Raw genomic sequence first — 23,317 nt, forward strand, 5'->3', positions numbered from 1 at the left:
ATTCCTGTGGTTATAACGTTTAAACACTCTGGAAAATCCAGCGGCGCACGGTTTTCAGTTTCAGATCAGGCCTTGAACTGCCAGCACTTCACTGACTCTGGCGGTGGATTCACTTGGTTGTGTCTGCGCTGAATGCTGCGAATTGCGCTATCCGTAGTCCGGTTTGGATCGATCAACTTCCGTGAACGGCTATCGCGCAGCAGCTGGCGCAGCGTGCCTACGTCGGCCAGTTTCTGGCGGTGTTCGGACGCAACCTTGGCGAACTCGTTGAGGTTGATTGCAATGACGTCTGACTTTTTGCTGTGGTTGACTACAGGCTCGCTGCTCAGCGACTCCAGGTACTCGTAGACATTCCAGAACTCGATCACTTCGGGCAGGTCCAGGCTGATCGCAGACTGGCGTTCGTGCGCCATCTTGATCAGCTCCTTCTGTGTTGCCTCAATCATCTGGGCGTCCAGAGGCAGCACCAGGGCCAAGCCGTCCAGGAGTGCGAGCATCATGCTGTGGTTCTTGATCACTCGTGCCGACGACAATGTGCGCTTGGCACGCAGTTGTTCACGGTGATGCGGATAGCGCTCTACGAACTTGGCCATCACCTGAGGTTCAGCCTTGATGGCCTGCACTAGAAAGTTACTGACGTCCTTCATTTCTGTGAGCACGAGTGCGTCAGCTGCAGCACTGCTTTCGTCGGTAATGTTCGGTTTCGTGAAGTGCAACTTTACGATCCGGCTCAAGATGGGCTCTTCCCCCGTTACCGGAGCGTTCTGGCTCAATGCGATAGTGGCGCGGAACTCGGGCTCATAGGTTTCATTGGTGTTGTTCTTGACCCCGCGGACACCGAGAAGGCCTCCACCAAACAGGTCTTTGAGCTCGGCCAGGTCAAAGGATTTGTCGTTGTTGCGATCACCCTCAAGCAATACGATGGGCATACCGGCCACCTGTCCCATTGACCGGCTACGGCCTGACGCAGAGCCTTTTGATGGGTCAAACCCCTCGTAGGTACGACCGAACAACTTCCAGATGAAAACCAGCAGTGTGGACTTGCCGGCGTCAGCCTCACCTGTCACTTCCAGAAACGGAAAACTCTCGTACTGGGCACGGATCTGCTCGGCGAACAAAGAGCCAAACCAGAACGACAACGTGACCAGTCCCTTCGCGCCAAAGCACAGCCAGAGCTTCTGCAGCCAATCGTTGCTGTATCCCTTTTCGTCTGGGTTAGGTGTGATCTTTACGTTCTTGATCAGGCACTTCACACGGCTCCTACCGAACTCGAAATAGTCCTCGGCGTTCGCTTTGTAGAGCACCCCGTTGTGGCAAGCGATGTCATTGAAGATGTAGGCTTTGTGTTCCTTGCTGTACCCCACGAAATCAATGGTCTCGACGGACTTGATGCCCTCGGTTTGCTGCATGACGATCTGATCGAGGTGTTTCTGTGCCCCTAACCAGGAGGCGCTCGAATACAAAAGCCGTGCCTTGAACTCACTGCTGGACGAAAACTGTTTCAGCGTGAAAGTGATTTTTTCAGAAGGGCCGTCGTTGGGTGGGTCGATGCGCACGTAGTACCAGGCTTCGCCGGTTGACTCATTGACCTGCTTATACAGCGCCTCGAAATTACAGTTGGCCAGGAGGCGCAATGAAAGAATGCTATCCAATGCCTGGCGCTTGGCGGCTTTACCGTTGAGCAGTTGGTCGTCGTGGTCCTCGCTTTTGACGATCGCTTTCTGTTCCTCGTCCAGCTTGTGCTTATCAACTTTGGCCCAGTACAAACGGTTGGCAAATTCGAATGAGAACTCCGATTTTTCATTTGCTTCATGGATGAGTATCGCTTTCTCCCTGGGCGACTCGGCCAGCATAAGGTCGCCATGGTGGCGCGCAACTTTCAGATCATTGGTGCGGCGCAGATCTCGCTTCTGTTTATCGTCCTCAAACTGCCAGCGTTGGTGAAGGTTGTTCCAGTCGACTTTACGGCCGGCTTGCGGAATCAGTGCGGCCCTGCAGGAGTAACCCAGTTCACGCGCCTGGCTGACCCATTGCTTTGTGTAGCGCTGCGTCTGAGGCTCGTTATCCAGCGCCCATACGAGTGTCGGCAACTTACCGCCACGTTGCCGCGACAGTTCCTTTAAGGCATCGATCGGGAAGTTGTTGCTCGACATGGCGGAAACGACATCGATGCCGTTGTGTTCAAGGGCGATGGCATCAAAGATCCCTTCGACAATCCAAAGCTCTTTGGTCGTGATCAAGTCCACTGATGGCGGGCACCACCAGCCACCAGAGGGGCTCTCACCCTTCTTGAACCGAGCCTTCATCTTGCCGAAGCGCTCTGGCCTGTCGATCAGGCGTTCCCAATAAACGCCCTTGTCCAAGGCAAAGCGCACAGTGGCGGTACCGGCGCCGAGCTTGTCAGAATAAAACGAGTCCTGGGTGAACCAGCCATTGATCCGCTCGATCTGAAAGCCGCGACCGAACTCCAAATAGGCGCGAGCTGTAGCGTTGGGGTTGTCGTCCGTTGAGGGGGCTCGCTTGCTCCAGTTGGAGAACAGATCCTTATAGATCTCCTGCACCGGCATGCTGAAACCGCAGTTCGTTGGCCGGCCACAGATAATCATCCAGGGCTCGTCATGGCGCGCATACAGCAACCGGTCCTTGTGATGGCATTGCGGGCAGGTTCCGCCTCGCATGTACTTGGTACCAGGTCGGTGTTTGAGGCCGTAGTCCTGCTCTAGAAACCGCAGGATGTCTTCGCGTAGGTCTGCTTTCATAATTGATTCAATGCTTTAAGGCTGGCGGTGAGGGCGGCTAGAAGGCTTACCTGAGCTGCCATCGCCGGGAATTTTTTGAGGATCGACTCATGGCGGGCGCCCTGGGGGACGTATCGATATTCGTCCGCATACCAGTGCTCATTCAGGCTTATCAGGTACTGAGCACGTATCGATGCATGTAAGGCTCTTGCCTGCTTAGGCAGCATTTGGGTGGTGACAATCACGGCGTCTTCCATAGTCAAACCTCGATATCAGGCAAAGCTCACCCAAACCCACTGGGTGTGGGGTTCAGGACATCGGTAAAGGGGTGTTAGGTCGCGGGGGTGAGGCGTGTGCCGTGCAGTTGGATAACGGCAAGCACTTCCGAATGCCTGGCAGCTATATGCAGGCTGTCGGCTTTGAGGATGGCATCGGCTTCTGCTTGATCGATTTCACCATCTTCGAGTGCTTGGGCAATGATTTGGTCGACCGTCCCGCGCTTGGCAGCTGTTTGCACGCATCTTGCGTACATCTCAACATTGTCCAGGGAGTCAGGTTCTGCTACAGGGACAAACATGCCGCCGTAGATCTCGGCAATGTACGACGGGTAGTGCGTAGTGCCGGCGACCTGCTCTAGCTGGTAGATCTGGGCATCAGTCAATGGACTGGAACCGGCGTTTTGATAGGCGTGGTTATCGAACTTTTTCTCGTTCTTCATACCGAGGTGAGCAGTTGCATTTTTCCGCCCTCCAACACTGACCACAATGGCTCTGATTACATCTTTTCGTGCTTCTAGAATTCGGCATCTCATCTTCTACTTCTCCCTGTGGTTCTGTGCCGTTAATGTGCGGTCGCGCTATTTCTCGACGGTTGTTCGATGCTTTCAGTGAGAATTCCGGGCAACACTTCCTCCCCAATGAATTTCGATAGATCGCGCAAGATGCAAAATGTAAGTCGTCCCTGAGGTAGCGAGTCATGTCCAGCCCAGCGTTGGATTGCCTGGGTAACGGTTCGAGGTTCATAGCCGTGGTTCATTGCGAACTGGCGGAAATTGCTGCCGCGTTCGATCAGTCGCGCCTGGATCTGGCGTTTCTCCATCGCTTGGCTCATGGTTGATGTGTTCCTGTTTGGTTAAGATGTACCCATTGCGAATAATGCTAACTACTCAAAACGGATATGTCAAACATGAGTACTCGTAATGAGTAATAAATCCACAAAGTCGGTCTTGGCACGCTTGAAAATTATCAAGGATGTCCGGAGTGATTCGGATCTCGCTGCTGAGTTAAATATCAGCCCTCAAACACTGAGCAGCTGGAAAATTAACGACAGGGTTCCCTACGCTATCTGTGTTGAAATAGCCGAAGACACGGGTATTTCGCTAGAGTGGCTCCTTGCTGGCGTGGGGCCTATGAGACATGGGGTTGAGGAAATGACGGTATCTTCACAAGTCACGACCTCCCCCCAAGAAGAAGCAATTTTGGCTTTGTATAGGTCGTTGAGTGAGTCCGACCAGCGAGAAATACAGAGCGCTGCTGAGGAAAAGAAACGGATTAGGGACATTGAGCAGCGCCTAGAGGATCTTACAGCTGCTCTTGCAGACGTAAAAAAACACGCCTGATTGTCTATTGAACCGCTCCAAGCTGTTCGAACAGTTCCCGCTGTTTGGCTCTAGGCATATCTTTCAAGCGGTCAAATAGCAGTTGGTCCACGGCCTTGGCTGCCGGACTCAGCGTGTGCGAGAACTCGACGGTAGCAACCCAAGTATGTCCGCACTCCACTGAATTGCATCGGCAATAGATTCTCGCGAACTGCAGTGTCAGATGATTCGGTTTCGTTATGCGCCCTTTGCCGCCGCACTCTTTGCAGTAAACCCGCATAGCTCCCTCCCCAGGGTTCTCCATATGTAGTCATTTTGCCATGCGGAGTGATTCAAGTACTTGTTTTGAGTATTTTTATCAGGCCGCTGGTTTAGTCTCGGGTGTTTGGCGCCAAGAAATCTTTCGATCCTCACGTAGTGTCTCGTTTACCTGGTTGAAAAGCTGACAGATCGGCCGGATCTCGTTGCTGGTGTAGACCCGATCGATCTTTTCGATGTCGCCAAAGCCAGCGCTGTTCTCCGGGATGATGCCGGCCAGTGCGGGGTTCATACGCCAGGCGGCGATCACGTCGTTGCGGGTGATGTTTTTGACCTTCTCAAGTTCGTCTTTGGCCTGGAAGTCGCCCACAGGGATGATCTGGATGGCGTTTTCTTTGCCGTTGGGGATGTTGACGAACATCGAGCGGAAGTTGCCCACGCCCTTGCTGGAGCTGATCTGGGCACGCAGGTTGTCTTCGTCCTCCTCGGTCAGATCCGGGTCGTTGGTGTAGAAGATGTAGCCCGCGTGCGCGCCGTTGCTGTAGTAGCGCCGGCGGAAAAGGGTGGCCGCCTCGTTGAGCAGCAGTGCCTGCAGGCCTCCCAAGTAGTCCGGGATGCCATAGATGTTCTGCTCTACGTCGTAGTCCATGACGTGCTCGATCTCGTGCTGGTCAAAGTCCATAAACTTGTTGTCCGGCAGCAGCATTCTGAAACCGCCGCCTACCTTGACCCGCATATTGATTGCTGCCAGGTGCTGCAGCTCCAGTACTTCGCCAAAAACGTTTGTATCCCGGTAGAAGTACGCCTCGCCAAACACCATGTAGTCCAGACCTGCGCGGCCCATGGTTTGAGCGCTGCAGCCCTCCGAAGGAATGAACTCACGCAACAGCAAGTTGCGTTTGAACTTTGGAATGGCGCCGTGGTGTGCGTTGGCGCGCAGCAGTTTGGCCAGACCCGTGCGTGACACCGGCGGCTTGTAGATCTCCCCGTCGTCGCTGGGGAATATCCCCAGGTACTCGCCGATGTTGCCGCTGAGTACCTGTTCCGGTTCCCCGAACGTAAACGCTCGCATGGCCTGTTTTTGCTGCTGTCGTTGCTGAGTGACCTGCTGCTTTTTGCGTCGTGGTTTGGGCATTGCTTTCGCTCGTCAAGTAGCGGCTACGGCGCCGCTTGTTCGTATTCAGGGGTTCGTTTGCCAGGGCATGCATGATTGCCCAAGCAATATCGGCGTGACCGGTGGCTTCGGTACGCGAGGCGCTGTAGGTGATTTGGCCGCTGCCGGTGGTGCCGCGCTTGATGGTCAGGAATGACTGGGCGACATCCGTCCAGCCGGCATCCCACTCGATCCGGCTGCCTTGGATCGTGTCCTGTGCCTTGAGAACCAGGGTGTTTTTCGTTTCCAGGCTGTAGTGAATCGGCGTTGTTCGTGGGTAGAAGTCACGCACCAGTTCGAATACGCCATAACCGATACCGGTTATATCGATGCCGATGTGCTGCACGTTGAAGCGCTGGGTGAGTTTCTCGACCTCGCCGGCCTGAAATTTGAACGACTGCCCCCGCCAACTGTGCTTCTCCAGGATGCGGAATTTCGCCCCGGGTTCCAGCGGTGGCGCGATGACCACGCACGTGGCGTCGTCACGGGTGCGGCTTGGGTCGTAGCCGATCCAGACAGGATTGTTACCGAAGGGACGGTCGTCGTCGGGCTTGTAGTCTTCCCACAGCGTCAGGTCGGAGTAGCAGCGTTCCAGGTCTTTGAGGCCGAACGCGCTTTGCGAACTGTCGATGAACTTGCAATAGAACAGTTGCTGGAACTTGTCCTCGTCGTACTCCATCTGCAGCTGCGCGAGGTCGAACAGATCGCAGCCACCATCAATGGCATCCTGGATGGTGATGGTCTTGCGCCATTGTCCGTCCGGACACAGAGCACCTTGGGTGTACGCTGCTTCGGTAGGCCAGGTGCCGCCTGCCTTTTTGCCGCGCTTGCTGTTGCGAAACTCCTCCCCGGACCAGAACGGGTAGGCCTGGTGTGAGACCGCGCTGGGCGTCGAGAAGTAGGTTTTGCGCCACTTCTTGTGGGTGCCCATGGCGCTGGCCACGGTGCTGAGTTTTTCGAAATCGCGGATCCAGAAGTATTCGTCCACATAGACGTGCCCGTGGTAGCCCTGGGCGGTACTGCTGTTGGTGCTGAGAAAGCGCAGTTCGGCGCCGTTGCTGAGCACAATCGGGTTGCCGGTTAGCTCGATGCCAAACCACTTCTGGGCAAACTGGATGATGTAGCTGCGGAAAATTTCCGACTGCGATCGGCTGGCCGACAAGAACACCTGGTTGTCGCCGGTCAACACCGCGTCCATGAACGCTTCGCCGGCGAAGTAGTAGGTCAGACCAACCTGACGACTTTTGAGGATGTTCCGGATCCGGCAGGTCAGCGGGTTTTGCTTGGCGGCGAACAGCTCTTTTTGGTAGCCGTACATGCTGCCGATGAACTGATCCAGAAAATCGACTTCAGTCAGTCCGCTGATGTCGTTTTTGACCTTCTTTTCTCGCTTCTTATCGCCGCTATCCCTGCGGCCTTGGCGTTCGCCACGCGGGCGCTGAGAGCGATCCCGGGGTTCGTCGGGTTCGTCTGCAGTTGCAGCCGGTATCGCTGCCGGTTTGGCAGCCTGCTTAAGTAGGCGCTCGCGGACGGTTGTCAGGCGGTCCAGTTCGTTCAGATCATCTTTGGTCAGGCTGCCGGCCTTGTCCAGCAGGAGAGTGATTCGCCGGCCAACTGCGGTCAGCGGTTCTTCATCCGACAGCATGTCTTCCCAGCCGCCCTGGCGAATCCAGTAATAGACGATCCGAATGTTGGGCAGGTTGAGTTGCGCCTGAATTTCCTTTGCCTTACAGCGGCGCAGAAACAGGCGTTTGGCGGCTTCTTTAACTTCGTTCGAGTAGTACATGGGCCGCAGTCTATGCGGCGAAAACGCTGGAAACGCGAGGTTAAAATACGCGTTCTTCTGATATTCAGAAAATCAGAATGCAACAGAATCTAATCGTTTGTTTGGAGCCCGACTGCTCCATATCGTGGCGGCTCAAATCACCGATTGAGCGCAGTTATCGCCCATGCCCCGTTCCCTTGTTTCGTTCTGGAAACGTGTCGCCACCAGCGGCCCGACCGTAGATGGTCGCGAGATCCTTCCCCAGGAACTGCGTGATGTCGCTGAGACGTATACACCATCCAAATACACGGCTGTGATCTGGGCCGAGCACGAGCGCTGGAGCGGTTCCCACGGCACCGTATTTGCGGTGCGCCTGGTGGAGGAAGCAGACGATCTTGAGCCTGGCCAAGTTGCACTGGAAGCCCAGCTCAAACCGAACCAAAAACTGCTTTGGCTCAACGATCAGGGCGAAAAGCTGTTCACAAGCGTCGAGATCCTCCCGAACTTTGCCAACTCCGGCAAAGCCTATCTCACCGGTCTGGCCGTCACCGATGAACCGGCAAGCCTGGGCACGCAGGAACTGTACTTCTCGAACCGCACCAACAAAGCCGCGTACTACGCCGCCTCTGTGGAGCTGGGCAACTTGAACGAAGAAAAACCTCAAGGCGAGATCAGCAAGCTGGCCGCCATGTTCACTAGTTTGCTCAAGCACTTTGGCGTCGAACAAACCACTGACACCCCGCAAACCCCTACAGAGAGCAAAATCCCAATGGATGAAGCCACCGGCACAGCCTTGAAGGCTCTGCGCGATCAACTGATGATCATTATGGCCGGCCTTGACGTCGTTATCGAAGGCGCCGCAGCCGATGCCCCTGAACCCGACGCTGTGCTGCTCGATGACGTGCAAGCAGTTGTCGATGAAGTCGTCACCACTGCGGAGGAGGAGCGTGAGTTCCGCCGGAATAAGAACAGCAACCGGGCTTTGCTGAAAAGCATCAGTGATCTGAAGAAAGAGTTCAGCGCGCTGAAGGACACTCCTGCCGGACGCCAGGTGCCAAAAACCACTGGTCCTGCAGCGACCGCTAAAAAGCGAGTGTTCTGACATGGCCCAGCCACTTAGCGCCAAGGGCGCCAAGCAATACGCCGAGTTGCAGGTAGCGATCGCCGAAACTTACGGGGTGGAACGTGCCAGTAAGATGTTCAGCGTTGAGCCGTCCGTTGCTCAAGAACTGAACGACGCGATCACCGCCAAGGCTGACTTCCTGGAGCGCATCAACGTCGTCCCTGTCAGTGAGATCAAGGGCGAAAAGGTATTCATTGGTGTCAATGGGCCGGTAACTGGCCGAACCAACACAAAGACCAAGGATCGTGAAGCCAAAGACGCTTCAGCTCTAGAAAACACGCTCTATGAACTGGCTGATACCCAGTCGGACGTGGGTTTGCCCTACGCCAAGATTGACGCCTGGGCGAAGTTTCCTGACTTCAAGGATCGCTATTCCGCTGCTGTGCAAAAGCGTATTGCGCAAGACCGGATCGTTATCGGCTTTCACGGTACCAGCGCGGCCATACAGACCGATCTGGCAGCCAATCCAAAGCTGCAGGACGTGAACAAGGGCTGGCTGCAGCAGTTGCGCGAACAGGCACCGCAACAGGTTCTCAAAGAGGGCGCTGTTGCCGGCAAGGTCACCTTGGGCGTGGACGGTGATTACGCCAACCTGGATGCTCTGGTGCATGACACCAAGCAGATGGTCGACGAGATTCTGCGCGAAGACGGTGACCTGGTCGCGATCATCGGTACCGACCTGCTGGCCGCTGACAAGGCCAAGCTGTACACCAAGCAGGGCGACACCCCGACCGAGAAAGAGCGCATTGAGAACGCCCAGGTCATCGCGACCTATGGTGGTCTCCCAGCATTCAGCGTGCCGAACTTCCCGGTCAACGCCGTGCTGGTCACCAGCTGGGACAACCTGTCGATTTACTTCCAGGACTCCAGCTGGCGTAAGCAGACGGTTGATAACCCGAAACGCTCCCGCGTCGAGGACTACAACAGCCGCAACGAAGGTTATGTGATCGAGCAGTTGGAAAAGATCGCACTGACCGAAAACGTGGAACTCGTAGCGTGAGCCTGGCACTGGCGCACAAGCGCAGCACCTTGGCATTGGGTCGCGCTGCAGTAGCGGCTGCTGCAGGCGCACCGGTGGCGTATTCGCCTGCCGATGCCCTGAGCAGTCCAGCCAATGCCCGCAAGCACCTGATGCTGCAGGAAGCAGCCTTGGACCAAGACCTTGAGCGCGTGAGTGCAATCAATGGAATGGCCATGCGTCAGGCGCTCAAGCGCGACGAACTTTTGCCCAAATACCAGGACTATGTGCAGCGTTATTGCGAGTCGGGTTTGAACTTCCCGAATCGCGTCCTGGTGCAGGTAATGATCTGGCTGTTCGATACCGAAGAGTTCGAAGACGGCATGGAGCTGGCCCACTTCGCGATCGGGCAGGGGCAGCAGATGCCTGAGCGTTTTAAACGCGACATCCAGACCTTTGTTGCTGACGCCGTGTGCGATTGGGCCTATGCGGAATACAAGGCCAAGCGCAGTCCGGAGCCTTACCTGTCCGACTTGTTGTCACTTGTTGACGGTGAGTGGGAACTGACGGAACAGATCCCGGCCAAGTACCACAAGTTAGTGGGTATCCGTGCCATGGAGTCCAAGGACTGGGGGCTGGCTCTGCTGCACTTCAATCGTGCCACTGATTTGTATCCGAGCATCGGCGTGGGTGTACGCATCGAAAACTGCCTGCGCGCCTTGAAAAAACAACAGGCCAAACCGGCCACCGAATAACCGACTACCCCCCCGGCGAGAAACTGTGGATGTGAGTCAGCCATTTATGGCCCTGTCCCACTGAAACAGTTTTCCCGCCCCTACTCGAGCGGCCAGCGATGAGCTTTACAGGTAACCCCTCCAAGTTTGTGGAGCGGCAGATCGAGAATGACGGCTTTTGGCCCGACCTCTCTCTGGCTGATTTTCAGAAGGCCTATCGCCTTCCAGGGGAGTACCTGGTCGAGACGCTGGTCGATGGTTTGCTCTCGGCGATGACCGAGGTCAACACTGACCTGGCCAGACTCAAAGCCAGATGGCAGGCGGTAGGTGTCTCCAGTGTTGAATCTGCTGACCCTACGGTGCTGCCGGAGCGCACATTTCACGTAGCGACGTACAAACGCGCCGTGTATTGCCGCGCCAAAGCCAATCTGTTGACCCAGTTCGCCACCATCACCCGCCGCGAAAGCGCCGAGAACACCGGCAAGGAATTGCCCGAGCGCTCCGAGACCTTTCTCGCTTTCAGCCAGCAAGCCGTTCGATCGCTGCAGGGTCGTGGGCGCATTACGGCGGCGCTGCTGTGATCAAACTCAAAGCCCTCACCACGTTCCTGATCGAGCACCGCTTGGTGCTGCCCGAACTGCTCGACAGCTGGACCAACCAGGTGAACCTGGACCTGATCTGGAAACCCGACGTTGGCGGCCTGCACATGGGCGATATGCGTTACAGCGCGACGATTGTCCTCGAGAGTTTTGCGGATCACCCGGGGCGTCTGATGGCGTTGGTGGGAAGCTGGCTTGAAACCAATGACCCGAGCCGCGACCGCGACGAACTGCCGGCGCCAAAGTTCGACATCAGCATGCTCGACAACGATTTGGCCGACGTAGACATCACCCTGGAATTCAACGAGCCGCAGTACCTGGCCGAGGATCCCGCCGGCGAGATCGTGGCCTTCGGTAAGACCTGGGCGTTTGTACCGTTCGACCTTTGGATTGCCGAGCACGGCGAGGTGGCCAGCAATGGCCGCTAATCCGCTCAACCTCGATGTCAGGGGAGCACTCAGCGTTGATGCCCAGTTGGCCCTGCTTGAACTCCCGCCCCAGTTGCGCCGTCGTCTACTGAATAACGTCACCAAGCGTGTGCGCTCGATGGGTCGCAAGCGCGTGCGCGAGCAGAAGAACCTGGACGGTACTCCGTTCGCTGAGCGCAAAGGTTCGGCCAAGGGCAAAAAGAAGATGGAAGCGGGCTTGGCCAAGCTGCTGCAAGTCACCCGTATCAGCGCCGACGAGGCCGAACTGGGCTGGAAAAACGCTCTGACTCGTTGGGTTGCATCACAGCAGCACAACGGGGCCAGCGAGCGGCGTACCGCTGCCCAAATGCGCCGCTGGAACAAAGTCCCGCCTGGTATCGCCTGCACGGACAAACAAGCCAAGCGCTTGCGTCGTCTGGGCTTTCGCACCCGGCAGAAGGGCAAAAAAACACTGACCCGGCCTTCGGTAGCGTGGATTCAGGAGCATGTGAATTACGCCAAGGCCGGTCTGCTGATCCGCATTTTGAACGATGAACGAACCGAGTCGTCGGGCGCGCAAAGTTGGGACATCACCCTGCCAAAACGCCAGTTCCTCGGTGTGGGCAGCGGCAACGAAACCAGCGACCTGGTTAACCAGGTCTTTCACCAAATCCTTAATTCACCCCGCTAGCGAGGCACTGCATGGCACTCGGCAAAGTCAGCGTTAACAATCTCAATCTGGGCCAGGGTGCCGTGACTGAGATCGAACGCTATTTCCTTTTCATTGGCACCGGCGCCAAGAGCGTCGGCACGCTGATCCCTTTGAACACCGACAGCGACCTGGACAGCGCACTGGGCCTTCCGGCCAGTGATCTGAAAACCCAGATCGCTGCCGCCAAATTGAACGGTGGCGATCGCTGGGCCTGTCTGGCGGCGCCGATCGCGGCAGATGGTGATTGGTCCGACGCGCTGGAAAATGCCCAGCAGCAGGGATTTTCGGTCGAGGCGGTGGTGATCACCAAACCGGTCACGGCTGCAGCGCAACTGTCGGCTATGCATGACGCGGCGATCGAGCTGAACAACATCTACGGCCGTCGGGCTTTCGTGATGGCGGCCAGTGCCGGTATCACCCCTCTGCAGACCTGGGATCAATATCTGACCCAGCAGCGAGCGATTACCGCGGGCCTTGCCGCGCCGCGTGTCCTCGTCGTCCCCCAGTTGCACGGCAATGACCTTGGCGTACTTGCCGGACGCTTGGCAAATGCTGCCGTGAGCATTGCCGACACCCCTATGCGTGTGGCGTCCGGCGCTCTGTTAGGTCTGGGTCCCGTACCTGTCGACCTGGACAAAGTGCCGCTGCCATCGGCGACCCGTGCCGAGTTGGACAAGGCACGTTTCTCTGTTTCACAGACCTACCCGGATTACCCGGGCGTGTTCTGGGGCGACGGCAACATGCTCGATGCGCCTGACAGTGACTTCCAGGTGGTGGAGTACTTGCGTCTGGCTGACAAAGCCGCGCGCCAGGTGCGCCCGCTGCTGATTCGCCGCGTCGGTGATCGCCGACTCAACAACACCCCCAACAGCATGGCCGCTGCCATCAGTGCGTTTATGAAGCCACTGCGCCAGATGGCCAAGTCCGCCACGTTCGCCGGCCTGGTGTTCCCGGGTGAAATCGAAGCGCCCAAGGACGGCGACATCGTTCTGGTATGGCTCAGCAAAACCAAGGTCGAGATGTACATCAAGATCCGACCGCTCAACTGCCCGAAAGACCTGACGGCCAACATCGCCCTCGACCTTTCCACCGACGATTCGGAGTAATCCCCTATGTCACGCATTGGCGGCAAAAACTTTGACGTGAACTTGGGCGATCTGCTCATTCACGTTGAAAGCTGCACCCTCGACATCACGGACAACACCGCTGTGGCTCAGAGCCGCGGCGTACCCAACGGCCACGTAGACGGTGATGTCTCGGCCAGCGGTGAGATGGAGTTCGACACCACCAACTTCAACCTGCTGATCGAGGCCGCACGTTCTGTAGGCAGTTTTCGAAAGCTTGATCCGTTCGACACCGTGTTCTTTGCCAAGGCAGGCGATGAAGAGCTGCGCGTGGAGGCATTTGGCTGCAAGTTGCGGGTTTCCAGCCTGCTCGGTGTCGACCCCAAAGGCGGCGAAAAATCCAAGCACAAGGTGCCGTATGACGTCACCAGTCCGGACTTTATCCGCATCAACGGCGTGCCGTACCTGGACGCTTCCGAAATCGAGGGCTTGAGCTGATGTCTTGCCCGTTCGATCGCGCCCAGGCAACGGAGCAACGCCAACGTGACCAAGCGATTGCCGTCCAGTTGGCTCAGTCGCGCCCGAGCGGGCCAAGCCGTAACGAATGCCTGGACTGTGACGGCGAAATCCCTGCAGCACGCCAGGCACTGGGCGGGATCCTGCGTTGCGTGCCATGCCAGACCATTTTTGAGAAAGGAGCTCTCCGATGAGCACGAATCAGGCCGCCCAGGACACTGTCATTGCCTTCGCCAAAGCGGCACCGGCAATCACCGTAGCCGCTACCGGTGCAACAGGTGCGGTCGACTGGTCGGCAGTTGCCTACATGCTGACCGCGTTCTACATGGTGCTGCAGATTTTTCTGCTGGTTCCTAAGTACCGCCAGATGCTGCGTGACTGGAAGGGCAAGTAATGAGCCTACGCAACAAGATCGTCATCGGTGCGTTAACGGGTGCGCTGGGCATGACCGGTGCATTGGTTACCTGGTTCGAAGGTCGTTCACTGGTTGCTTACCTCGATCCGGTGGGCATTCCGACCATCTGTGAAGGCGTCATCCAGGGCGTAAAGCTGGGCGATCGGGCCACATCGGCCCAGTGCGACCAGCTGCTGCAGCGTGAATTGCGTATCGCACTGACCGCGGTGGATCGCCAAGTGCGTGTACCGCTGCCGGACACTCGCCGCGCTGCCCTTGGATCCTTTGTTTACAACGTCGGTGAGGGGCAGTTTTCCAGCTCGACACTGCTGCGCCTGCTCAACGCTGGTGACGCCCAGGGCGCTTGCGCCCAGTTGTCCCGCTGGATTTATGCCGGCGGCAAACAGCTGGCCGGTCTGGTCAATCGTCGTGCCGCTGAGCGTGAGTTGTGCGAGGTAGGACTATGAATTTTTCCACTACCGTTTTGATTGCAATCTCTTTTGCTCTTTGGTTTTCGGGTGGCCTCCTCATCGATGAGCGCGACAGCGCACGTAGTCAACGCGACACCGCCCAGTTGGAAGTCACCGGCCTGCGCGAAGCGGCCCGTATCAGCGGCGAAATGCTCGCCGATCGTGACGAAAACGACCGTACCCGAACCGAGGCACTTAACCATGCACTTTCTAAAACCGCTGACCTGCAGCGCGATGTTGTTGATGGCCGTAAGTGGCTGCGTGTCAACGCCACCTGCAGTAGCCCCAAGTCTGACCAGACCAGCGCCGGCAGCGTGGCTGATGCAGCCACCGCCGAACTCACAGCAGACGCTGGACCGGATTATTACACCCTCAGAGATCAACTCGATCTCAGCCGACAAATGATCCTGGGACTGCAAGACCACGTCCGCAGGATCTGCATGCGTTAACTGTTACCCCAACCCTGACTGGATAAATACGATGACCGAACGCCGCGAAATCACCCTGGAAATTGGTGAAAAGGAATTCACTTTCACCCTGACCCCGCAGGACGTGACCAAGTACTTCAATGGCCTGACCGCCAACAACAAGGTGTCGCCGGCCAACAACCTGCTGGTCAACACCGTCGACCAACAGGAACGCGCCACGCTGAAACCCCTCCTGGTCAACCCGGTGATGGTCATGCAGCTGGCCGGTGCGCTGCTGGAAGAGTACGGGCCAGACGTTGAAATCATCGTAAAAAAGCCCTCGAACACGCAGAGCGACTGAGCGAGGACGGGCTGGGTCAGCTGATGGCCCTGACCAACCGCTGGCTGCCCGGGGCTGAGCCCTCGATCGAGAACATGGGCACGGCCAAGTGGCTGGAAGACGAACACTGGAAACGCATGGAAATCGCGGTGGCCAACGCCATCGCTCTTGCATTGAACGGGTAACGACACATGGCAGATCGCAGCGCCCGCCTGGCCTTTATCTTGAGCCTAACCGACAAGATCACCGCGCCGTTGGGCAAGGTTAAAACCAGCTTTTCGGACTTGGCAGAGCAAGGTCAGAACAACATCAAGACCATGGGCCTTGGGCTCGCGGGCATGGTGGGCGCGGGTGTTGCGATTAGCCAGTCCCTGGAACCGGCGCTGGAGATGAACCGCGCCCTGGGCGAAGTCCGTTCACTGGGGGTAGCTGAGGACGCGTTGACCGCACTGAATCAGAAGGCGTTGGAGTTCTCCGTGGCATACGGGGAAAACGCCCGGGATTTTGTGGCGTCTGCGTACAGCATCGAAGGCGCCATTAAGGGCCTGAGCGGCTCACAGCTGGCCACGTTCACCAACACCAGCAACCTGTTGGCCAAGGCGACCAAGTCCGACGCCGAGACCATGGGGGCCTATGTTGGCACCATGTACAACCTGTTCAAAACCCAGGCGGATGCCATGGGCAAAAGTGAATGGGTCGAGAAAATGGGAGGCCAGACGGCACTGGCGGCCCAGTTGTTCCGTACCGACGGCGCACAGCTCAAGGATGCCTTCAAGGAAGTTGGCCAGATCGCCAATACGGCGGGTGTTGATCTGGCCGAGCAGTTCGCGGTGATCGGCACGTTGAGCAGCACCATGGAGGGTGGCGACGCCGGCGGTCTGTATAAGTCGTTTTTCGAGAACATCGGCGCAGCGTCCGAAAAGCTGGGCATGAAATTCAACGACCAGAACGGTCAACTGATACCGATGGCCGACATTTTGGCCAAGCTCGAGGGCAAGTTTGGCGACCTGAACAGCGCTGCCGCCGGGGCAAAGCTGACCGAGGCCTTCGGCGGCGAAGGGGCGCGGGTCATCACCGCCTTGTCCAAAGATACCGACCGATTCAAAAACAGCCTGGATAAGCTGGGCAAAGTCCGTGGTCTGGAGGACGCCGCGAACATGGCCAAGGCCATGGTGGATCCATGGCAACAGTTTGGTGCTGCAGTGGAAGCACTGCGTATTGCGTTCGGTCAGGCACTGATTCCGATTCTGGCGCCGTTAATGGACCGCCTGGTCGGCATCGCCGGCACGCTGACCCGCTGGACTCAATTGTTTCCCAACATCACGCGTGTGATTGGCATCACGGTGTTGACGATCCTGGGGCTTACGGCGGCGATGGCGGCTATGACGTTTATCGTCGGGCTGAGCAAGATGGTGTGGCTGTCCCTGGTCGTCGTCTGGAAGGTGCTCACCTGGACCGGCTGGAAAAGCATTGCCATGTTCCTGTACCACGCCGTCATGGTCACCGCGTTTGTCGCCGGCTTGATCCTGATGGTGGTGTGGATGGGGCTGGTAAAGGGCGCCATGTTGCTCTGGCAGGGCGCGATTTGGCTGGTCAACGCTGCCATGTACGCCAACCCGGTGGGTCTGATCATCGCCGGCATTGTCGCCCTGGTCGCGATCGTCGGCGCCGCAATCTATTACTGGGACGACTTGAGCAGCGCACTAATGAACACGGTCGCGTTCAAGTGGGTCAGTGACCAGCTCTCCGCACTGTCGGACTGGTTTGGCTCCATGGGTGGTTGGTCAGGTATGGCCAAAGCCGCTTGGGACGGCATCGTTTCGATCTTTCAAAAGGCCATCAATGGCCTGATCGAGATGTTGAACAAGATTCCCGGTGTGAACATCGAAGCGAGTCTCGGCGCCATGCCGGAGATCCCGGGGGCCAATGCGGCCATGGGTGCCGGTGAGCAGGCTGAGCGTTCTCGAAAAGTCCAACAGAGCATCAATGCGGCGATTCCAAGCCTGTCCCCCCCACGCGCCTCGGCTGTGCCACCTGGTGGCCTGTTGACCAGCATCCAGAACACCAACAACCAGAACAAGAGCAGCCCTGTAGAGAACGTGAACATCTACACCAGCAAACAAATGACCCCGCTGGAGATGGAAAACATTATGGCCATGGCGGTGGGCGGATGAGCCTCTACATCGATCTGCTGATCACCAATAACGACCTGACCCTGGACCCCTCGAACCAGCCGCTGCTGGTTGACGATCGGGCCAGCATCGCTCAGGACATCGGTCACATGATCCGCGAAAGCGGGTTGTTGGTGACGTTGGTGGCCGAGCGCGATCGCTTTCGTCAATCGGACTGCATCCAGCAGCTGGAGCTTCTGGTGGAAGCTGACGTGCGCCTGGTACCGGGCACCGTCCGAATTCTTGAAGAGGAAAAGGGCAAGTACCTGGTTACCGCCAAAACCGTTGAATTTGGATCTGTCGAGGTAGTGTTGTGAGTGACGTAGATTTTAAAAAGGCGTTGAGTGACGCCGGTATTCCGACCACCGAGGCAAAGCTGCGTGCGGCCTGGGAGCGGGAAGTCGTCGCCCAGGGCAGCAAGTTGAGCAACACCAGTGCCTGGTCACCGTTCTGGCGGGTGATCACTGCGTTGGTGACCAAGCCTGTTATGTGGCTGATCGAATTTATTGCCGGCACCGTGTTGCCGAACTTCTTTGTTAAAACGGCCAAGGATGCGTGGCTGGATATGTTGGCCTGGGCAGTTAACGTGACTCGCAAGCCTGCGACCAAGGCTGAGGGACTGTTGCTGTTCACTCGCAGCGCGCTGGCCGGTTTGCTGGAAGTTCCAGCCGGTACCCGTGTGCAGTCGATAGCGATCAACGGCAATGTGTACGAACTGGTGACAGTAGCAGCGGCCAGCTTTGCCGATGGCGAATCTCAGATCAGGGTATTGGCTCAGGCCAAGTACGCGGGCAGTGGCTTCAATCTGGCCCCGGGTTACTTTTCCATTCTGCCGGAGCCGGTGCCCGGGGTGGTCCAGGTGGTGAACGCTGATGGCTGGCTGAGTCAACCAGGTGCGGACACCGAGCCCGACGACGAACTGCGTTTGCGTGCTCGAAATCAATTCTCAGCGGTCAACCAATGGCACACCGACGCTGTGTATCGCGCCATGATCGCGGCGTTCCCGGGCGTGCAGCCCGATGGTGTTTATTTTGAGCACAACGCGCCCCGGGGCCCCGGCAGTGCCAACGCCTTTGTGCTGTTTGAAGCCAACTCGCCGGCGGGCACCTTTCTGGCCGAAATCAACAACTACATCCGTGACCAGGGCAACCATGGCCATGGGGACGACCTGCTGGTGTTAGAGATGCCCGCCACGCGGCACACCGTGAAACTGGCGGTCTGGCCAAATGTTGAGGTAGGCGAAGAACGCTGGCCAGCGTTGAAGTCCGATATTGAATTGTTCATCCGTGCCGCTTTTCGCGAGAGCACGGACAGTGACTACCAGCCGACGCTGACTCACCCCCAGGCACGCTTTTCTTTTAGCCGCTTGGGTGAAGAGCTGCACCAACAGTTTCCGGGCATCGACTCGCTGCACTTTGATAACGCCGACATCATTTCCGAGCTGACCATCCCGCGCCTATCCGGGGTTGAGGTGGTCCTGAATGCTTAAGTTGAGTCTGCCTTTTTGGCTCGATGGCCCCGAGCTGGCCAAGATTAAAGTGGCTGCGCAATCGTGGTGGGGCAAGGTCGAGGGCTGGCTGAACTGGCCGCTGCTGCAGATGGACGCCGAGACCTGCCACCTGAGCGTGCTCGATCTGCTGGCTTGGCAGCGCGACATTCAACGTTTTCATGGTGAGCCCGAAAGGCTCTATCGCCTGCGGGTTAAATACGCCTTTGTAAATGCCGTGGACGCAGGCAGCACTGCCGGCATGGTGCGTGTATTCGAGCGCCTGGGCGTGGGTTACGTGGAGATTCAAGAGCGCTTGCCGGGTCTCGATTGGGATGTGGTGTTGCTGCTTCTATCCGACACCCAGCTGAGTGAAAACCCGGTGTTGCTGCGCGTGCTGATGCAGCAGTACGGGCGTACCTGCAGGCGGTACGACTTCGTCACGATCACCCCGGTGAAACTCAATATCGGCGTGGCCGACTTCAACGACGACCAGCAAACCCTGATTGCCACGCTGGACGACAGCGCAAGCCGCTTGGTGGTGATCAACGAGCTGGCCGTGCTCACCTTTTTAAACGACCCCTTTAGGAGCACCCATGGGAGCTAGCATTACCCTTGCCGGCGAAAGTCTGATTGCCCAAAAGCAAGGTGCTGGGGAGAAGCTTGATATTGCTCGCTTCGTTCTGGCCCTTGTTCCAGGTCTAGACCCGAACGCCCCGGTTGATCGCGCCGCGGGCAAGCCGCCTGCAGCCCAGATCGTCTTTTCAAAGAAGTACGACCGCAAAGGCTATGTCAGCCCTAACCAGGTTATTTATAGCCTGATGATCGGCTCAGACGTGGGTGACTGGGACTTTAACTGGATTGGTCTTGAAGCCGCAGAGGGCGTGCTGCTTGCCGTGGCAACCGTTCCTGTGCAGCAGAAGCGCATGAACATACCGCCGCTGCAGATAGGCAACAACATCACCCGCAACTTCCTGGTGGAGTTCAACGGCGCGCAGGCACTGACAGGCATCACCGTCGATGCCGGCACGTGGCAACACGACTTTACCGTGCGCTTGAACGGTATCGATTTGCGCGAGCGCATGAGCAATCGTGATGTGTTTGGCCGGGTGTGCTTTCTGGCCGACAGCCTGCAGATGGAGCGCAGTTTCGGGCTGTACCAGGTCAAGGCGGGCGTTGCCTATGTTGAAGGGATCCGCATAGAGCTGGCCGAGCCTGTCCGGGCGCAGTTGCCAGCGTTACCCGCCAAAGCCTGGCTGGACGTCGCACTGGCACGGGAAGGCAGTGACTCGGTGGCCACGTGGAAAGTGGTCTTTGGTGAGACTAAATCGGATTACGTCGACAGTAACGGTACAGCCCATTACGTGGTGGAGCTGGCCCGCGTTGACGTGTCAGGTGAGATCACAGATCTGCGCGTCAGCGAACCCATCACCGGAGCCCTGGTCAAGCAATACGCGTTGCGCAATGGCGACTACGCAAACCTGCGCGCCCGGGCAACGACCAAGGACGACGTAGACCTGGGCAATCTGCCCAACGCTAAAAGCGACGATCCTGGCACTGACAGCAGCGATATTTTGGCGACCACCAAAGCGCTGAACAAACTTGATCAACAGATCAATAACTCACTGGCGGGCATGGTTGCAGCTTTTGCAATGACATCTGCTCCAGCGGGATGGATCGCGTGTAACGGAACCCACCTCGGGCGGGAGAATTACCCCAGGCTGTTTGCACGAATTGGCACCACGTTCGGTGCCGGTGACGGTGTGACTACCTTCGTTGTTCCCGACCTTCGGGGCAAGTTTGTCCGCTCTTGGGATGATTCGGGTGCAATCGATCCAGGGCGCCTGCTGGGCTCTCATCAAGAGGGACAAAACGCCTCTCACGTCCACACCGCACACGCTGACGCGCAGGGTGAACACAACCACCCGGTGACGGTGAGGGCCAACGGTGAACACACCCACGCAGCATCCAGCGACAAGCAAGGCGAGCACAGCCACGGTATGTGGCCTCTTGCTCTCAATATTTCCACTTCAGTCGGTGCGGGGCACTTTTCCGTCGGCGACACGCGTTCTGACAACACGGGCTCGGCGGGTTCCCACGCCCATAACATCTCGGTTGCGGATGCCGGCAACCACGTACACGAAGCGATAACCGGCGTTCAAGCCGCGCACGCCCACAACATTACCGTTGCAGCGTCCGGCGGTAACGAGTCCCGTCCCGCCAACATCGCGTTGCTGTATTGCATTAAGTATTGAGGCCCGGCATGAACACTAGAACCGTCTACCAAACCAATCACCTGGGCCTATACGTTGGGCCAGTCGAAGCCGAAGAGTCGCCGATGGAACCGGGGGTTTTTCTTATACCTGGTGGCTGTGTGCAGGTGCCGCCGCCGACGGACATTCCGGCGCTCAAGGCCGCGTGCTGGACTGGCAAACGCTGGCAGTTGCTGGATTACCTCAACGGTTTGATCGTCTACAACATGGCCACCCTTGAGCCACTCACCCTAACGGGTGTAGGCACGATCCCCGACGGCTACACGGTGCAAAAGCCCGAGCCCGGGCAAATCTGGAAAAATGGAGGCTGGGTAGATGACCTGAACACAATGCTGGCCAAGCTCTATCCGCAGAAGCTTGCGGAGATCAAAAGCGGCTGCACTCGGTACATTGAGTCGGGTTTTAACTCCGACGCACTGGGCGAGCTGTATCGATACGACAGCGTCCTGGAAGACCAGGTGAACTTGACCGGGCTGATATTGAGCGGGTTTGACGCCCTTTGTCCTTGCTACGGCGACGACGCAGAGAAGGTCTTTCGCGAGCACAACGCCGGCCAGTTGCACGTCGTTGGCCAGCACCTGGTGACCCACAAGCAAGGTGCCTTGCAACAGGCTGAAAGCCTTAAAAAAGCCTTGTCCAAGGCCCTGGCCGAGCGTGACCTGCCAGCGATGAAAGCTATTGGCTGGTTGAAATGAACTGGGCACCGGTGGTCATGCGTTGGCCAGAGCAGTCGACCCAGTGGCTCAACGACCTCGATGCCGCCAAGGATCTGGCCATCAGTGAGTTGGCCAGTGCCGGGCAGCGACTTGAAGGCCTGGCTGACTTAGCCACCACTTCGCCGGGCCCGGTTGGTGCTGCTGCAGAAGCTGCCGTCGCCGCTGGCCGTGCAGGTCTGGTCGATGCTTTGGGCGAGGTGCCGGCCTGTCTGGTGGTGACGCCGTTTCAAAGTGGTGTGGGGCAGGGTCGCGGTTATCAGCGCTACCTGTCGGCTCCTAACTTGCTGCAGCAACTGGGCGAAAAGCTGGAAGACACCGGCGACGACAGCCGTCCGGCAGGCTCGCAATACGCCCTGGTGGTGATGTTCCTGGGCACGCGCTACGACAAGTTCGCCGCGACCTTGGCCCGGTTCAATGCCTTGCTGCCCATGCCAGACCTGCAGCGCGCCGAACGTAGAGCCCAAAACCTGTTCGCCCTGGACGCTGAAAAGTGGGAACTGCCTACAGCCGGCACACTGCCGCGCTGGGGCGCTTTGCCGCTTGAGCGTTGCACCGTGACCAAGGCCGCCACCCAAGCCCTGAACAGCCAGCTGTCGGCGCTGGAAAGCTACGCCGATAGCTCGCCCATGGCCGACCTAGCCAAGATGGCCGCTCGCAAAGCCAGCCAGGCACAGGCGCAGGCTCAGAAATTGGCCGACCTGAAGTCTCAATTCGCCGGCGGCGCTGCTGACGACACCATGCGCGCTCGCCTGATCGGCCCGGGCAACGCCGCCGAGTTGCGCCGGCAACTGCTGCAGGGCGATGCACCTGGTCATGAGTGGGGGCTATCCGCTGGGGTACTGCTGGTCGGATCCCTGAAAGGATTGGGCTTTGTTCGTGAGCTGGTGGGCCTATGACCTTATTGCTCGATGGCGAACAGGTGCGCGGTAAAAACATCAAGGTCACCGCCAACCTGCGGATCGAAAGTGACGATCTGTCCGGACAGACCAGCAACACCGACTCCGCTCACAAAGGGTTTAAGCCAAAGACACTGGCCATCACGCTGCAAATCCCGTTCGTGAATGACACGTTTCTGCGCACCCTGATGCGTTTGGCCGAGGCGACCGGCACCGGTGGCCAACTCAAAACCTACCGGGTTGTAAACGATACCGCGTCCGCGTTTGGCGTACGCCAGGTGCAGTTTTCGGATGGCGTCAGCGCCCGGGAAGACGACACGCTTCGGGCTTGGCTTGTGCAATTCACATTGTCGGAAAAACTCTCAAACCCTGAGCGGGTAGAGACGCGCCGGGCCGGTAAGGGCGTGACCCAGCAAGGTGCCCCGGGGCAATCCGTAACTGCACCAGGTGCAGGCGGAAACGGCGAGGCGGGTCAGGAATTGACCGGGTTCGAAGCCACGCTGAAAAAGTTGGATAACTACTTGGGCGGTGTGTCGTGAG

The 23,317-nt window shown here is 57.8% G+C and carries 30 protein-coding genes; 23 read left to right on the top strand and 7 right to left on the bottom strand.

The features are described from left to right. Positions 1-65 precede the first annotated feature (65 nt). The 4 genes from WG29040_RS05450 to WG29040_RS05465 form a co-directional block, all read right to left on the bottom strand. Positions 66-2,759: a toprim domain-containing protein gene (locus WG29040_RS05450; RefSeq protein WP_127195779.1), complete on the bottom strand. Its 2,694-nt coding sequence runs from the start codon at positions 2,757-2,759 to the stop codon at positions 66-68. Then, positions 2,756-2,995, bottom strand: coding sequence for a hypothetical protein (locus tag WG29040_RS05455; protein WP_127195780.1), 240 nt, complete (start codon positions 2,993-2,995; stop codon positions 2,756-2,758). The genes WG29040_RS05450 and WG29040_RS05455 overlap by 4 nt, the downstream gene beginning before the upstream one ends. Before the next feature lie 74 nt (positions 2,996-3,069). Then, complete coding sequence (locus WG29040_RS05460) at positions 3,070-3,549, bottom strand: YmfL family putative regulatory protein (RefSeq protein WP_127195781.1); 480 nt, start codon at positions 3,547-3,549, stop codon at positions 3,070-3,072. Between the two features lie 29 nt (positions 3,550-3,578). Beyond that, positions 3,579-3,836: a hypothetical protein gene (locus WG29040_RS05465; RefSeq protein ID WP_127195948.1), complete on the bottom strand. Its 258-nt coding sequence runs from the start codon at positions 3,834-3,836 to the stop codon at positions 3,579-3,581. 100 nt (positions 3,837-3,936) lie between these two features. Here WG29040_RS05465 and WG29040_RS05470 point away from each other — a divergent pair, with 100 nt between their 5' ends. Further along, positions 3,937-4,356, top strand: coding sequence for a helix-turn-helix domain-containing protein (locus tag WG29040_RS05470; RefSeq protein WP_127195782.1), 420 nt, complete (start codon positions 3,937-3,939; stop codon positions 4,354-4,356). A 4-nt stretch (positions 4,357-4,360) separates the two neighbouring features. Here the strand turns inward: WG29040_RS05470 and WG29040_RS05475 are convergent, their stop codons facing one another. The 3 genes from WG29040_RS05475 to WG29040_RS05485 all read right to left on the bottom strand — a co-directional run bounded on the left by WG29040_RS05475 (position 4,361) and on the right by WG29040_RS05485 (position 7,532). Further along, complete coding sequence (locus tag WG29040_RS05475; RefSeq protein WP_127195783.1) at positions 4,361-4,615, bottom strand: ogr/Delta-like zinc finger family protein; 255 nt, start codon at positions 4,613-4,615, stop codon at positions 4,361-4,363. A gap of 78 nt (positions 4,616-4,693) precedes the next feature. Beyond that, positions 4,694-5,560, bottom strand: a complete 867-nt coding sequence (locus WG29040_RS05480; RefSeq protein WP_127195949.1) for a phage portal protein — start codon at positions 5,558-5,560, stop codon at positions 4,694-4,696. Beyond that, positions 5,472-7,532 carry a terminase large subunit domain-containing protein gene (locus tag WG29040_RS05485; RefSeq protein ID WP_127195784.1) on the bottom strand — a complete coding sequence of 687 codons (2,061 nt, stop codon included), beginning with the start codon at positions 7,530-7,532 and terminating at the stop codon, positions 5,472-5,474. Before WG29040_RS05485 ends, WG29040_RS05480 begins: the two co-directional genes overlap by 89 nt. Before the next feature lie 163 nt (positions 7,533-7,695). On the opposite strand from WG29040_RS05485, the gene WG29040_RS05490 reads away from it, so the two are divergent. The 22 genes from WG29040_RS05490 (at position 7,696) to WG29040_RS05590 (ending at position 23,316) form a co-directional block, all read left to right on the top strand. Then, positions 7,696-8,613, top strand: coding sequence for a GPO family capsid scaffolding protein (locus WG29040_RS05490; protein WP_127195785.1), 918 nt, complete (start codon positions 7,696-7,698; stop codon positions 8,611-8,613). A gap of 1 nt (position 8,614) precedes the next feature. After that, positions 8,615-9,634, top strand: coding sequence for a phage major capsid protein, P2 family (locus tag WG29040_RS05495; RefSeq protein WP_127195786.1), 1,020 nt, complete (start codon positions 8,615-8,617; stop codon positions 9,632-9,634). Then, entirely contained in the window at positions 9,631-10,347 is a 717-nt protein-coding gene (gene gpM, locus WG29040_RS05500; RefSeq protein WP_127195787.1) for a phage terminase small subunit, read from the top strand. Before WG29040_RS05495 ends, gpM begins: the two co-directional genes overlap by 4 nt. Before the next feature lie 98 nt (positions 10,348-10,445). Then, complete coding sequence (locus WG29040_RS05505) at positions 10,446-10,907, top strand: head completion/stabilization protein (RefSeq protein ID WP_127195788.1); 462 nt, start codon at positions 10,446-10,448, stop codon at positions 10,905-10,907. Next, entirely contained in the window at positions 10,904-11,353 is a 450-nt protein-coding gene (locus WG29040_RS05510) for a phage tail protein (protein ID WP_127195789.1), read from the top strand. Before WG29040_RS05505 ends, WG29040_RS05510 begins: the two co-directional genes overlap by 4 nt. After that, positions 11,343-12,023, top strand: a complete 681-nt coding sequence (locus tag WG29040_RS05515) for a virion morphogenesis protein (protein WP_127195790.1) — start codon at positions 11,343-11,345, stop codon at positions 12,021-12,023. The genes WG29040_RS05510 and WG29040_RS05515 overlap by 11 nt, the downstream gene beginning before the upstream one ends. Positions 12,024-12,034: 11 nt before the next feature. Beyond that, positions 12,035-13,150: a DUF2586 domain-containing protein gene (locus WG29040_RS05520; RefSeq protein ID WP_127195791.1), complete on the top strand. Its 1,116-nt coding sequence runs from the start codon at positions 12,035-12,037 to the stop codon at positions 13,148-13,150. Between the two features lie 6 nt (positions 13,151-13,156). After that, complete coding sequence (locus WG29040_RS05525; RefSeq protein ID WP_127195792.1) at positions 13,157-13,606, top strand: DUF2597 family protein; 450 nt, start codon at positions 13,157-13,159, stop codon at positions 13,604-13,606. After that, entirely contained in the window at positions 13,606-13,818 is a 213-nt protein-coding gene (locus WG29040_RS05530) for a TraR/DksA C4-type zinc finger protein (protein ID WP_127195793.1), read from the top strand. The genes WG29040_RS05525 and WG29040_RS05530 overlap by 1 nt, the downstream gene beginning before the upstream one ends. Beyond that, entirely contained in the window at positions 13,815-14,018 is a 204-nt protein-coding gene (locus WG29040_RS05535) for a hypothetical protein (RefSeq protein ID WP_127195794.1), read from the top strand. The genes WG29040_RS05530 and WG29040_RS05535 overlap by 4 nt, the downstream gene beginning before the upstream one ends. Further along, on the top strand, positions 14,018-14,485 hold the full coding sequence (locus WG29040_RS05540; RefSeq protein ID WP_127195795.1) for a lysozyme: 468 nt from the start codon (positions 14,018-14,020) through the stop codon (positions 14,483-14,485). The genes WG29040_RS05535 and WG29040_RS05540 overlap by 1 nt, the downstream gene beginning before the upstream one ends. Next, a complete protein-coding gene (locus WG29040_RS24440) occupies positions 14,482-14,937 on the top strand; it encodes a lysis system i-spanin subunit Rz (RefSeq protein WP_127195796.1) in 456 nt (151 codons plus the stop codon). Before WG29040_RS05540 ends, WG29040_RS24440 begins: the two co-directional genes overlap by 4 nt. Positions 14,938-14,968: 31 nt before the next feature. Then, positions 14,969-15,256, top strand: coding sequence for a putative phage tail assembly chaperone (locus tag WG29040_RS05550; protein WP_127195797.1), 288 nt, complete (start codon positions 14,969-14,971; stop codon positions 15,254-15,256). A gap of 23 nt (positions 15,257-15,279) precedes the next feature. Next, on the top strand, positions 15,280-15,420 hold the full coding sequence (locus WG29040_RS24310) for a hypothetical protein (RefSeq protein ID WP_165878347.1): 141 nt from the start codon (positions 15,280-15,282) through the stop codon (positions 15,418-15,420). A 6-nt stretch (positions 15,421-15,426) separates the two neighbouring features. Then, on the top strand, positions 15,427-17,409 hold the full coding sequence (locus WG29040_RS05555) for a phage tail tape measure protein (protein ID WP_127195798.1): 1,983 nt from the start codon (positions 15,427-15,429) through the stop codon (positions 17,407-17,409). Then, the gene (locus WG29040_RS05560; RefSeq protein ID WP_127195799.1) at positions 17,406-17,723 is read left to right on the top strand and encodes a DUF2590 family protein; all 318 of its coding nucleotides are present in this window, start codon (positions 17,406-17,408) and stop codon (positions 17,721-17,723) included. Before WG29040_RS05555 ends, WG29040_RS05560 begins: the two co-directional genes overlap by 4 nt. Next, on the top strand, positions 17,720-18,895 hold the full coding sequence (locus WG29040_RS05565; protein WP_127195800.1) for a baseplate J/gp47 family protein: 1,176 nt from the start codon (positions 17,720-17,722) through the stop codon (positions 18,893-18,895). Before WG29040_RS05560 ends, WG29040_RS05565 begins: the two co-directional genes overlap by 4 nt. After that, positions 18,888-19,499, top strand: coding sequence for a phage tail protein (locus tag WG29040_RS05570; protein WP_127195801.1), 612 nt, complete (start codon positions 18,888-18,890; stop codon positions 19,497-19,499). Before WG29040_RS05565 ends, WG29040_RS05570 begins: the two co-directional genes overlap by 8 nt. Then, on the top strand, positions 19,489-21,147 hold the full coding sequence (locus tag WG29040_RS05575; protein ID WP_127195802.1) for a phage tail protein: 1,659 nt from the start codon (positions 19,489-19,491) through the stop codon (positions 21,145-21,147). The genes WG29040_RS05570 and WG29040_RS05575 overlap by 11 nt, the downstream gene beginning before the upstream one ends. An 8-nt stretch (positions 21,148-21,155) precedes the next feature. Continuing rightward, the gene (locus WG29040_RS05580) at positions 21,156-21,860 is read left to right on the top strand and encodes a hypothetical protein (RefSeq protein WP_127195803.1); all 705 of its coding nucleotides are present in this window, start codon (positions 21,156-21,158) and stop codon (positions 21,858-21,860) included. Continuing rightward, positions 21,857-22,777 (top strand): hypothetical protein, encoded by a 921-nt coding sequence (locus WG29040_RS05585; RefSeq protein WP_127195804.1) that lies wholly within the window; start codon positions 21,857-21,859, stop codon positions 22,775-22,777. The genes WG29040_RS05580 and WG29040_RS05585 overlap by 4 nt, the downstream gene beginning before the upstream one ends. Continuing rightward, positions 22,774-23,316: a DNA-binding protein gene (locus WG29040_RS05590; RefSeq protein WP_127195805.1), complete on the top strand. Its 543-nt coding sequence runs from the start codon at positions 22,774-22,776 to the stop codon at positions 23,314-23,316. Before WG29040_RS05585 ends, WG29040_RS05590 begins: the two co-directional genes overlap by 4 nt. Position 23,317: the final 1 nt, after the last annotated feature.

The organism is Pseudomonas sp. PAMC 29040, assembly GCF_003994535.1.
GTDB lineage: Bacteria > Pseudomonadota > Gammaproteobacteria > Pseudomonadales > Pseudomonadaceae > Aquipseudomonas > Aquipseudomonas paraversuta.

Coding starts and splice junctions, on each gene's coding strand:
- WG29040_RS05450 (WP_127195779.1), bottom strand. CDS start 2,759: ATGAAAGCAGACCTACGCGAAGACATCCTGCGGTTTCTAGAGCAGGAC.
- WG29040_RS05455 (WP_127195780.1), bottom strand. CDS start 2,995: ATGGAAGACGCCGTGATTGTCACCACCCAAATGCTGCCTAAGCAGGCA.
- WG29040_RS05460 (WP_127195781.1), bottom strand. CDS start 3,549: ATGAGATGCCGAATTCTAGAAGCACGAAAAGATGTAATCAGAGCCATT.
- WG29040_RS05465 (WP_127195948.1), bottom strand. CDS start 3,836: ATGGAGAAACGCCAGATCCAGGCGCGACTGATCGAACGCGGCAGCAAT.
- WG29040_RS05470 (WP_127195782.1), top strand. CDS start 3,937: ATGAGTAATAAATCCACAAAGTCGGTCTTGGCACGCTTGAAAATTATC.
- WG29040_RS05475 (WP_127195783.1), bottom strand. CDS start 4,615: ATGCGGGTTTACTGCAAAGAGTGCGGCGGCAAAGGGCGCATAACGAAA.
- WG29040_RS05485 (WP_127195784.1), bottom strand. CDS start 7,532: ATGTACTACTCGAACGAAGTTAAAGAAGCCGCCAAACGCCTGTTTCTG.
- WG29040_RS05490 (WP_127195785.1), top strand. CDS start 7,696: ATGCCCCGTTCCCTTGTTTCGTTCTGGAAACGTGTCGCCACCAGCGGC.
- WG29040_RS05495 (WP_127195786.1), top strand. CDS start 8,615: ATGGCCCAGCCACTTAGCGCCAAGGGCGCCAAGCAATACGCCGAGTTG.
- WG29040_RS05505 (WP_127195788.1), top strand. CDS start 10,446: ATGAGCTTTACAGGTAACCCCTCCAAGTTTGTGGAGCGGCAGATCGAG.
- WG29040_RS05515 (WP_127195790.1), top strand. CDS start 11,343: ATGGCCGCTAATCCGCTCAACCTCGATGTCAGGGGAGCACTCAGCGTT.
- WG29040_RS05520 (WP_127195791.1), top strand. CDS start 12,035: ATGGCACTCGGCAAAGTCAGCGTTAACAATCTCAATCTGGGCCAGGGT.
- WG29040_RS05525 (WP_127195792.1), top strand. CDS start 13,157: ATGTCACGCATTGGCGGCAAAAACTTTGACGTGAACTTGGGCGATCTG.
- WG29040_RS05530 (WP_127195793.1), top strand. CDS start 13,606: ATGTCTTGCCCGTTCGATCGCGCCCAGGCAACGGAGCAACGCCAACGT.
- WG29040_RS05535 (WP_127195794.1), top strand. CDS start 13,815: ATGAGCACGAATCAGGCCGCCCAGGACACTGTCATTGCCTTCGCCAAA.
- WG29040_RS05540 (WP_127195795.1), top strand. CDS start 14,018: ATGAGCCTACGCAACAAGATCGTCATCGGTGCGTTAACGGGTGCGCTG.
- WG29040_RS24440 (WP_127195796.1), top strand. CDS start 14,482: ATGAATTTTTCCACTACCGTTTTGATTGCAATCTCTTTTGCTCTTTGG.
- WG29040_RS05550 (WP_127195797.1), top strand. CDS start 14,969: ATGACCGAACGCCGCGAAATCACCCTGGAAATTGGTGAAAAGGAATTC.
- WG29040_RS24310 (WP_165878347.1), top strand. CDS start 15,280: ATGGCCCTGACCAACCGCTGGCTGCCCGGGGCTGAGCCCTCGATCGAG.
- WG29040_RS05555 (WP_127195798.1), top strand. CDS start 15,427: ATGGCAGATCGCAGCGCCCGCCTGGCCTTTATCTTGAGCCTAACCGAC.
- WG29040_RS05560 (WP_127195799.1), top strand. CDS start 17,406: ATGAGCCTCTACATCGATCTGCTGATCACCAATAACGACCTGACCCTG.
- WG29040_RS05570 (WP_127195801.1), top strand. CDS start 18,888: ATGCTTAAGTTGAGTCTGCCTTTTTGGCTCGATGGCCCCGAGCTGGCC.
- WG29040_RS05575 (WP_127195802.1), top strand. CDS start 19,489: ATGGGAGCTAGCATTACCCTTGCCGGCGAAAGTCTGATTGCCCAAAAG.
- WG29040_RS05580 (WP_127195803.1), top strand. CDS start 21,156: ATGAACACTAGAACCGTCTACCAAACCAATCACCTGGGCCTATACGTT.
- WG29040_RS05585 (WP_127195804.1), top strand. CDS start 21,857: ATGAACTGGGCACCGGTGGTCATGCGTTGGCCAGAGCAGTCGACCCAG.
- WG29040_RS05590 (WP_127195805.1), top strand. CDS start 22,774: ATGACCTTATTGCTCGATGGCGAACAGGTGCGCGGTAAAAACATCAAG.